This is a genomic window from Pseudomonas sp. Nvir (assembly GCF_963778085.1).
Classification (GTDB): Bacteria; Pseudomonadota; Gammaproteobacteria; order Pseudomonadales; family Pseudomonadaceae; genus Aquipseudomonas; species Aquipseudomonas juntendi.
Genome location: NZ_OY970405.1, coordinates 199,334 through 209,104, shown reverse-complemented (window position 1 = coordinate 209,104; position 9,771 = coordinate 199,334). Strand labels below are relative to the sequence as shown.

General features: G+C 61.1%; 7 protein-coding genes. 5 read left to right on the top strand and 2 right to left on the bottom strand.

The window, feature by feature from the left end:
* The first annotated feature begins 935 nt into the window (after nucleotides 1-935).
* On the top strand, nucleotides 936-3,092 hold the full coding sequence (locus AACG97_RS01290; RefSeq protein WP_029886243.1) for a type I secretion system permease/ATPase: 2,157 nt from the start codon (nucleotides 936-938) through the stop codon (nucleotides 3,090-3,092).
* Nucleotides 3,082-4,458 carry an HlyD family type I secretion periplasmic adaptor subunit gene (locus tag AACG97_RS01285; protein ID WP_009685658.1) on the top strand — a complete coding sequence of 459 codons (1,377 nt, stop codon included), beginning with the start codon at nucleotides 3,082-3,084 and terminating at the stop codon, nucleotides 4,456-4,458. Before AACG97_RS01290 ends, AACG97_RS01285 begins: the two co-directional genes overlap by 11 nt.
* A gap of 100 nt (nucleotides 4,459-4,558) precedes the next feature.
* Here AACG97_RS01285 and lapD read toward each other — a convergent pair whose 3' ends face one another.
* Entirely contained in the window at nucleotides 4,559-6,505 is a 1,947-nt protein-coding gene (gene lapD, locus AACG97_RS01280) for a cyclic di-GMP receptor LapD (protein WP_009685657.1), read from the bottom strand.
* A gap of 10 nt (nucleotides 6,506-6,515) precedes the next feature.
* On the bottom strand, nucleotides 6,516-7,277 hold the full coding sequence (gene lapG / locus AACG97_RS01275) for a cysteine protease LapG (protein ID WP_172828432.1): 762 nt from the start codon (nucleotides 7,275-7,277) through the stop codon (nucleotides 6,516-6,518).
* Nucleotides 7,278-7,481: 204 nt separating this feature from the next.
* On the opposite strand from lapG, the gene AACG97_RS01270 reads away from it, so the two are divergent.
* The 3 genes from AACG97_RS01270 to AACG97_RS01260 all read left to right on the top strand — a co-directional run bounded on the left by AACG97_RS01270 (nucleotide 7,482) and on the right by AACG97_RS01260 (nucleotide 9,755).
* Nucleotides 7,482-8,171: a GntR family transcriptional regulator gene (locus AACG97_RS01270; RefSeq protein WP_338463288.1), complete on the top strand. Its 690-nt coding sequence runs from the start codon at nucleotides 7,482-7,484 to the stop codon at nucleotides 8,169-8,171.
* Between the two features lie 107 nt (nucleotides 8,172-8,278).
* Nucleotides 8,279-8,782, top strand: coding sequence for a sigma-70 family RNA polymerase sigma factor (locus tag AACG97_RS01265; RefSeq protein ID WP_029886245.1), 504 nt, complete (start codon nucleotides 8,279-8,281; stop codon nucleotides 8,780-8,782).
* A 4-nt stretch (nucleotides 8,783-8,786) separates the two neighbouring features.
* Entirely contained in the window at nucleotides 8,787-9,755 is a 969-nt protein-coding gene (locus tag AACG97_RS01260; protein WP_115293217.1) for a FecR domain-containing protein, read from the top strand.
* Nucleotides 9,756-9,771 lie beyond the last annotated feature (16 nt).

Here is a 9,771-nt window from a genome sequence, read left to right as displayed (position 1 = left end):
TGGGTACTTCCGTGCCAGAGCGGCACTAGCAGGCCACTTCAGGCGGAACTATGTCGATGATCTTTGACGTTTTTTGACGTCAATATTCCGTCTATAACTGTTTGGAATTACTTAACTGCCAAACTATTGACCTTATACAGGCCATCCTAAACAATCGGCAATGTAATGTCACATTGATATTCGTACCTTAGCCAAGCCTATCCGCAGGACAAATGTCGTACGTCAGCGAACCGGTGTTTCGCGCGCAGTACGGTTAACTATTTCCGCGCCACAACGGCCGGTTTCCACTGGATAGGCAGCAACCTGGCGCCATTATTCTAATCGCCTGCAATCACTCGACAACGCTATCGCTTTGCAAGCATAAACCTTGCCGAACTACGCCGCGAACCTCGCAAAACCGAGTCGCCAGACCACCACGCAACCTGCTGGCGCCACGCCGTCAGGGGCCATTCCTTGGTGCAAATCAAAGAGATAACGATCGGCGCGAAGTGCTGCGCCAGGAGGGATTGAAACCCAGCTGCGATTATTGATCGCGGATGCTTTGGCAGGCTGCTTTTTATAGATGAATTTTGACTAACAACCGACGAGAAAACGCCAATAAAACAGCGCCTGCTTACTGACCATGTCTACACTGGTTTTCCAAGACCACATGCCATGAAAAAAGGGCAAGCTATGCTGAATTCAGGCGTCAAAACCACGACGGGCCAAGTCAGAATATGAAACATTCACTGCACGGCACCCTCTGGTCGAAATGAAGCACGCAGAACTGTTTACTCAGTAACGATTCAAGGCGACCATGGCCATCTGCCCGAGCCCTGCGGTATCACACCGCCATCAGTACTGCCTGGCAGCACCCTAGAATGCCAAGGTGAGCCGGCCGAGCTTGAACGGCAGCCCACCTATCCCACCCACCACAAGGATGAAGAGAGCGCCGCGTGGAATCCGAAGTCAGTCGAGTCCAACTCAGCCACGATCCACGCAGTCAGCATGACGATCCGTTGCTGGATAGTCTGCTGAGCCTGTGTGTCCTGCACCAGAAACCCGCCAGCCGGGTGATGCTGACCACAGGCCTGCCGCTGCCCGCCCAGCGCCTGAGCCCCGAGCTGCTGCCCCGCGCCGCCGCCCGCGCCGGCCTGCAAGGGCGCCTGCTGCAGCGCAAACTTGAGCAGATCCCGACTATAGCCATGCCGGCCATGCTGCTGCTCAAGGAGGGCCGCAGCGCCGTTCTGCTGGGCTGGGAGAACGAAGATACCGCCCGCCTGTTGCTTAGCGAAAGCGACGGCGGCGAGGTGCACGTCAGCCGCGAAGCCCTGCTCGGCGACTACAGCGGCCGTGTGTTCTTCGCACAGCCGCAGCACAAGTTCGACGTCAACCACGGCAACCTGATCCCGCGGGCGAAGTCGTGGTTCCGCGACACGCTGTTGCGCAGCAAGTGGCTGTACATCGATGCCATCGCCGCCAGCCTGGTGATCAACCTGATTGCCCTTGCCGCCCCGCTGTTCGTGATGAACGTGTATGACAGGGTGGTACCCAACCAAGCTACTTCGACGCTCTGGGTATTGGCCATCGGTATCGCCGGCGCCTATATCTTCGATTTGATTCTCAAAGGCCTGCGCGGCCTGTGCCTGGACCTGGCCGGCAAGAAAACCGACCTGATCATCTCGGCAACGCTGTTTGAACGTATTGTCGGCATGTCGATGAAATACCGGCCGGCGAGGGTCGGCAGCTTTGCCCAGAACATTCACGAGTTCCAGGGCCTACGCGACTTCCTTGCCTCGCTGACCCTGACCAGCCTGATCGACCTGCCCTTCACGATCCTGATCCTGATCGTGATCGCCATCATTGGCGGGCACCTCGTATGGATTCCGATCATCGCCTTCCCCCTGGCCCTGGGTATCGGCTATGCCCTGCAGCGGCCGTTGATGGCAACCATGGAGCGAACCATGGCGCTAGCCTCTGAGCGCCAGTCCAGCCTGATCGAGACATTGGCCGGCCTGGATGCGGTCAAGGTCAACAATGCCGAAAGCGAACGCCAATACATGTGGGAGCAGACCCTTGGCACCCTCAGCCGTCTGGAGCTGCGTGTGAAGGTGCTGTCGAGCCTGGCGATGAACATCACCCTGCTGATACAGCAGTTGGCAGGCGTGGCAATGATCTGCGTCGGCGTGTACCTGATCATCGACGGCAACCTCAGCATGGGTGGCCTGGTAGCGTGCTACATGCTCAGCGGCCGTGCCCTGGGCCCGCTGGGCCAGCTCAACGGCCTGCTCGCGCGATACCAGCAAGCCAAGGTGACCATGGTCTCCACGGACCACATGATGGAGCTGCCGCAGGAGCGCAATTTCGAAGAGCGCCCACTGAGCCGCAAGGTACTGCAGGGCAGCGTGGAGTTTCGTGGGGTCGACTTCACCTACCCGAACCAGCAGAACATGGCGCTGAAGAACATCAACCTGACCATACGCCCCGGCGAGAAGGTCGGCATCATCGGCCGCAGTGGTTCGGGCAAGAGCTCACTGGCCAAGCTCATCGTCGGCCTGTACGAGGCCGACGGCGGGTCGCTGCTGGTGGACGGTGTGGACATCCGCCAGATCGACGTCAGCGAATTGCGCCATAACGTCGGCTACGTCCCGCAGGATATCCAACTGCTGGCGGGCACCCTGCGTGACAACTTGGTCAGCGGTGCGCGTTACATCGAGGACGAACTGATCCTGCAGGCCGCTGAACTGGCTGGCGTACATGAATTCGCCCGGCTGCACCCGGACGGCTATGAGCTGCAGGTAGGCGAACGCGGGCAGAACTTGTCCGGCGGTCAGCGGCAGAACGTTGCCCTGGGCCGTGCGCTGCTGCTCAACCCGCAGATCCTGCTGCTGGACGAACCCACCAGTGCCATGGACAACACCGGTGAAGAGCGCCTCAAGCAACGTTTGCAGGCGGTGGTGGAAGGCAAGACAGTACTGCTCGTCACCCACCGTGCCTCGCTGCTGTCGCTGGTAGACCGCTTGATCGTGATCGATCGCGGGCAGATTGTCGCCGACGGCCCGAAAGCCGCGGTCATGGACGCGCTGAAGAAGGGGCAGATCAGTGTTGCATAAGCTGGATATCGGGCAGTTCAAGGATAGCTTGCGGCGCTATTTCAAAGGCTCCGAGTCACTGGGCGGCCAACCGCTGCCAGAGGTCAACAAGGCCCTGATCGAGGATGCCCCACGGGTGGTGCGGCTGACTATCTGGGGCGTCATCCTGTTTTTCGTGTTCCTGATCGTGTGGGCCAGCGTGGCCCCCATTGACGAGGTCACCCGGGGTGAAGGCAAGGCCATTCCGTCGTCCAAGGTGCAGAAAATCCAGAACCTGGAGGGTGGCATCGTCGCCGAGATCTTCGCCAAGGAAGGGCAGATTGTCGAAGTGGGCCAGCCGCTATTGCGTCTGGATGAAACCCGCTTCGCCTCCAACGTGGGTGAAACCGAGGCCGACCGACTGGCCATGGCCCTGCGTGTCGAGCGCCTGAGTGCAGAGGTGCAGGACAGCCCACTGAAAATCGACGAAGCCTTGCGCAAGGCGGCACCCAGCCAGGCTGCCAGCGAAGAGTCGCTGTACCAGAGCCGGCGCCAGCAGCTGCAGGACGAGATTGGCGGCTTGCAGCAGCAGTTGGTCCAGCGCCAGCAGGAACTGCGCGAATACAGCTCCAAGCGCGCCCAGTACGCCAACAGCCTGGAGTTGCTGCGCAAGGAAATCAGCATGTCTGAACCGCTGGTGGCCACCGGCGCGATTTCCCAGGTCGAGGTGCTGCGCCTGCGCCGTGCCGAAGTGGAAAACCGTGGTCAGCTGGACTCCACGGCACTGGCCATTCCTCGCGCAGAGGCGGCCATCCGCGAGGTGCAGAGCAAGATCGAAGAGACCCGCGGCAAGTTCCGCAGTGAAGCGCTGACCCAGTTGAACGAAGCGCGCACCGAGCTGAACAAGGCCACCGCAACCAGCAAAGCGCTGGACGACCGGGTAAACCGCACGCTGGTGACCTCGCCCGTGCGAGGTATCGTCAAGCAGCTGCTGGTGAACACCATTGGCGGGGTTATCCAGCCAGGTAGCGACATCATCGAAGTGGTACCGCTGGACGACACGCTGGTGATCGAGGCGAAGATCCTGCCCAAGGACATCGCATTCCTGCACCCTGGCCAGGAAGCCACAGTCAAATTCACAGCCTATGACTACACCATCTATGGCGGGCTCAAGGCCAAGCTGGAGCAGATCGGTGCCGACACCATCACAGATGAAGACAAGAAGACCACGTACTACCTGATCAAGCTGCGCACTGATCGCAGCCACCTGGGCACCGATGAGAAGCCCCTGCTGATCATCCCAGGCATGGTGGCAACGGTGGATATCATGACCGGCAAGAAGACCATCATGAGCTACCTGCTCAAGCCGATCATGAAGGCACGTTCGGAAGCACTGCGCGAGCGCTGATCAAGGGCTGTGAGGGCTAACAGCAAGAGCGGCCTTGCGTCGCGACAGGGGCCGCACTGCGGCCCTTTCACAACACCAGGCTGCTCCCTCCCTGATGCGATCAGCGCCAGGGCGCAGGCTCGCCAACCAGCTGCCCCTGTATTCCGCCTACGCCCATCTCCTGCAGTACCTTGCGCTCCCCTTCGGTCTCGACCCGTTCTGCGATCAATGGCAAATCAATGCTGTGCGCGGCCCGCTGGATCGCTTCGATGAACAGCCGCTTGTGCTGCTCGTGGTCGATGTTACGGATGTAGCTGCCGTCGATCTTGAGGTAGGCCAAGCCCAGATGGGCCAAGTTGCCAATCATGCTGAAGCGCCCGCCGAAACGCTGCAGCGCCAGGCCGAAGCCTAGCCCGTGCAGCCGCCGGGTGAGCTGTTCCAGGGCGGCCTGGTCAGGCAGTTGCTCTTCGCCGATTTCAAACACCAGGCGCGGGCCCAATGCTGCGTTCTGGCCTAGCAGCTCGAAGACCCGCTGCAGCGCCTTGGCGTCGCCAAGGGTGGCTGCGGAGAGGTTGAGCGCCACCACCTGATCGTGCCCGCGCAGGTGGGCCAGTACTTTCTCCAGTACCAGTACGTCCAGCCGCGGCATCCAGCCAAAGCGTTCCAGCCAAGGCAGGAAGCGCCCTGCGGGCAAGGCCTCGCCCTGCCCGTCCTGCAACCGCGAAATCACCTTGTGGTGCAGTACCCGTTGCGCTGTGGCGGTGTCCACCACCGGTTGGAAGAACAACTCGAAGCGGCCATTGTTGAAAGCCTGGTCCAGGCGCTCGTGCCACGCATGCTGGCTGTCCGCTGCTACGGCGGCAACGCCTTGTTCAAGGCACACCCACCCAGGGGTTGGCTGGTTCTCGGCGCGGGCCAGGGCTTCGTCGGCGAGCTTGAGCAGCGCCTGTGGCGCGTCACCAGGGCTATAGGGTGCAAGGCCGATGCAGGCCACCGGGTGAACATCACTGGCGCCGGTTTCATGCAGGCTGAGCAGGGTCGCTTCCAGCGCCTGGGCAAGCTGTACCGCCTCTTCATGCACCATGCTCGGCGCCAATACGGCGAACTCGCCGCCGCGGCTGCGGGAAATCAGGTCTTTGGTTTCCGGGAAACTGGCACAGGTACGGCGCAACTGCTCCCCCACCGCCTGTAGCAACTGGTCGGTGCGCTGACCGCCCAGGCGGGCGTTCAAACCGGCCAGGCCTTGTACCCGCAAGAGCAGCAAGTAGCCGGCGCGGGCCTCTTCCAGATTACTGACCCGGGTGTTCAGCTGCATCTCGAAATAACGGCGGTTGGACAGCCCGGTGAGGCTGTCCTGGTAGGACTCTGCCCGCAGCCGCTCACTGCGCTCGGCCTGTTCGGTAAACAGCGCCTTGAGCTTTTCAACCATCTGGTTCATGGCCTGCACGACCCGGCGCAGCTCCGGGGTACGCGGCAGCTCTGGCAGGCTCAGGAATTCGCGGCGGGCAATGGCATGGGACTGCTCGACCATATAGTCCAGCGGGCGCAGCTGGCGGCGCAATAACAAGGCACCGAGCACGGCACTGGCGGCACCACACAACAGCAGCCAACCCAAGCTGCCCAGAGCGCTCTGCCAAAGTTTGGCGATGGCGAACATCGGATGGCTGACCACTTCGACGCGCGCGGCCTGCTGCCAGCCGCGGCTGACGATGGCATCGCCACCTGCGGCCTCAAGGCCAATCAAGCGCACGAACCACTGTGGCACGCCGCCGGGGTCCGGCTCGGCGTGGCGCTCCACCAGTACCGCATTTGAGCCCAAGTCGACAACTTTGATGCTTGCGTAGTAACCACTGTCGAAGATTGAGCTGACCATCAGCTCGACCATCGCCGGGTCGTCGATGTTCGGCGTCAGCGACAGCGCCAGCGCGGTCGCCGCATCCTGGGCATGCGAGCGCAGCTGGTTGACATACTGGCTGCGTGAGCTTTCCAGGCTGACCATGAAACTGCCACTGAAGGCGACCACCAGGAACAGGCAAATGGCCAACAGCAATTGTTTGAACAGTGACATCTGTGCTCCTTCAATAGACCGGTTCGGCCGGGAAGCCTTCGGCCTGCATTTTCTTCAGCAAATCCTGCCAGCGGGAAAGCCGCTTGGTATCACCGACCTTTTTGTTGCCTGCGGCCCCCGTCAGCCACAACCCCTCGCCATTGAAGGCATAGACCGGCAACAGGTCGGTTCGTTGGCTGGCAGGTTTGATGGCGTCCATCAGGCTATCGAGGACCAATGGCTGGGCCTGTGGGCTTGAATAATAGGTCAGGACCATGTGCGCTCGGTTCTGCCGCAACGCCTTGACGTAGGTGATACGCAGCTTTTCGCTGGCAATACCCATGCGCCGCAAGCTGAAATACTTGGCTATGGCGTAGTCCTCGCAGTCACCGGCCCCTTTGATGAGTGCCTGCACCGGTGTGGCCCAGTAATCGACCTCCTGCCACAGGTCGATGTCCTCGACATAACGCAGTTGCTGGTTGAAAAAGCGGTTCACCACCTGCAACCGTTCCAGCTCGCTGCCTTGGGCCTGCGTTGCCATCAGGCGCTGCCAGGCGTCGATACGACCCTGCCCCGCGCCCAGCGGGCCATACAAAGCCTGGGACTTGCGGCTGATCTGGGAAAAGTCCCAATCCGCGTGCAAGCCGCCCAGCAGCAGACCGCCCAGCAGCACGGCAAGGAAGGCAGGTCGCACAAGGCGTTTGAGCATCCAGGATATCGCCACTGCGAAGCCCTGTTCAGGCCAGTCGAAAGCAGCGATGGTGGGGCTTGCCAAGGCAAAAGACAATGGCACCCTGCAATCATCCACCCGCTGGTCAGCTTGCACCCTCTTTATGACTATATCCTTTTATAGGCTGCTTCCTTTGGCAGGCGACTTCATCCACCATAGCCGCGCCTTGTGGGGTGCTACTGGCGCTATCGACCGAGTTTGACACCCTGACAGGCAGTTACTAGTGTAATTGGATCCAACTTTAGTCATCGTTAAGGCAGGCTTTACGTGGCCGAGAAACTCAAACTGAGCAATGTGTTGGCCAGCGAGCAACTGTTGCCGCACCAGGCTCGTGGCGTGATCGAAGAACGCCTGCGCAGTGCCATTCTCGACGGTCGCTTGCCCCCTGGCACCGCCGTGCGCCAGCAAGAGCTGGCCAGCTTGTTCGGGGTGAGCCGCATGCCTGTACGCGAAGCCTTGCGCCAGCTGGAAGCGCAATCACTGCTGAAAGTGGAAATGCACAAGGGCGCCGTGGTTGCGTCCTTGATCGGCGAGGACGCGGTAGACACCTACGCGCTGCGCATACTGCTTGAGAGCGAGGCGCTACGCCAGTCCATCCCGTTGCTGGAGCCCAGCGACATCGCCCAGGCACGCGGCTACATCCAGCAGTTGGAGAATGAAACCCGCCACGCTGAAATCGGCCGGCTAAACCGTTTGTTGCACATGGCCTTGTACAGCAAGGCAAAAAACAAGAAGTTGCTACGCCTGATCGAAGACGAGCTCAACGAGGAGGAACGCTTTTTGCGCTTCCACCTCTCCTCCATGGGGCTGGGCAAGCTCACCCAGGATGATCACAACGCATTGGTCAACGCAGCCAGTGACAAGCACGTCGAAGAAGCCATTGCCGTGCTGGAGCGACACCTGAACAGCGGCGCAAGGGTGATCCGCAAATACCTGGATGGCCAACCGCGACACTAGTGTGCGTCCGCCAATGGGCCGCTGGAAAACGCACAGGTTGCAAATTATGGCGCCGCCGCCAACAATGAGACTAATTATCATTAATGCCCATTGTTGATACCTCGCCCATGCCCAGCGACGACTCCGTGCAAACGCTTTACAGTGACCACCACGGCTGGCTGCATGCCTGGCTGCGCAGCCAGCTGGGCAACGCCGCTGATGCTGCCGACCTGGCCCAGGACACCTTCGTTCGCCTGTTACAGCGCCGTGAGCAACTGCACTTGAACACGCCACGTGCGTTTCTGCGCAAAGTTGCACGCGGGCTGGTGATCGATCATTGGCGTCGCGAGGAGCTACACAAGGCGTACCTCGAGGCCTTGTCCCATCTGCCAGAAGCATTGGCGCCTGCGGCTGAAACCCGCGAACTGTTGCTGGAGTTGCTGGAGCGCATCGCGCGCATGCTCGATGGCCTGAAACCCAAGGTGCGCCGGGCTTTCCTGCTCGCCCAGTGCGAGGGGCTGAAGCACCAGGTCATCGCTGACCAGATGGGTATCTCCGTGCGTACCGTGGAGCGCTACATCGCCGATGCGCTCTACCACTGCTACGTGCTGCGCTATCAGGATGAATGCTGACGCCATGGCTGCTGCACAACCCGGAACACAAGCGGTCAAGCAGGCCATTCACTGGATGTTGAGGCTGCGCGAGAACGGGCACGATGCCGCCCTGCAACAGCAATGCGTGCAGTGGCGCGCGGCTCGCCAAGAGCATGAGCAAGCCTGGCAACGGGTGATGCAGGTGCACCAGGATCTCGACCTGCGCGGCATTCCCGGTGCCGGTTTGGCCTTGCAGACCCTTGAAACCAGCCAGCGTCGGCTGCACCGTCGCCAGGCGCTGAAACTGCTGGGTGGCACGGCCATGGTCGGCGCAGCGGCATGGCTGGCCCGAGACCTGGATGGGCTCAGCTACTGGACCGCCGACTACGCCACGAGCATGGGTGAACGCCGCAGCTTCACGCTGCCAGATGGCACTCTGATGCAACTCAATACAGACAGCGCCGTAGACCTGGCCTTCGACGAACAGCAGCGACTGGTTCGCCTGAAGCAGGGGGAAATGATGATTACCTGCGGCCAGGCAACCACGGCGCAGCGCCCTCTGCTGGTACAAAGCCGCGATGCCTTGCTTGAAGGGTTTGCCGGGCACTTCGTGGTACGCCAGGACAGCGACTGTACGCACGTCAGCGTCGGCACTGGCAGGGTAGCGATCCACCAGCCTGGTACCGGCCCGCTGCAGTGGATCGAAAGCGGCCAGAACTGGCGCCTGGACGCACAGGGTGCGCAGCGTCTGCAGCACGTGGACATGGACGCAATGGCCTGGAGCGAGGGACTGATCGTTACCCGGGACATGCGCCTGGCGGACTTCCTCGCGCAGGTCAGCCGCTATCGCCGTGGTTACCTGGGTTGCAGCGAAGCGGTTGCCGGCTTGCGCCTCTCAGGGGTCTTCCGCCTTGAAGACCCGGAGCTTTTGCTGCAGCTACTCCCCCAGACGCTGCCAGTGAGGCTGCGCCAACGCACACGCTGGTGGGTCCGCGTGGAAAGCCTGGCTTGAGCAGGCGGCACATGCA

Excerpts from the sequence above, each read along its gene's own strand:
- AACG97_RS01265 (WP_029886245.1), top strand. The coding sequence starts at position 8,279 with ATGCCCAGCGACGACTCCGTGCAAACGCTTTACAGTGACCACCACGGC.
- AACG97_RS01260 (WP_115293217.1), top strand. The coding sequence starts at position 8,787 with ATGGCTGCTGCACAACCCGGAACACAAGCGGTCAAGCAGGCCATTCAC.
- lapD (WP_009685657.1), bottom strand. The coding sequence starts at position 6,505 with ATGTCACTGTTCAAACAATTGCTGTTGGCCATTTGCCTGTTCCTGGTG.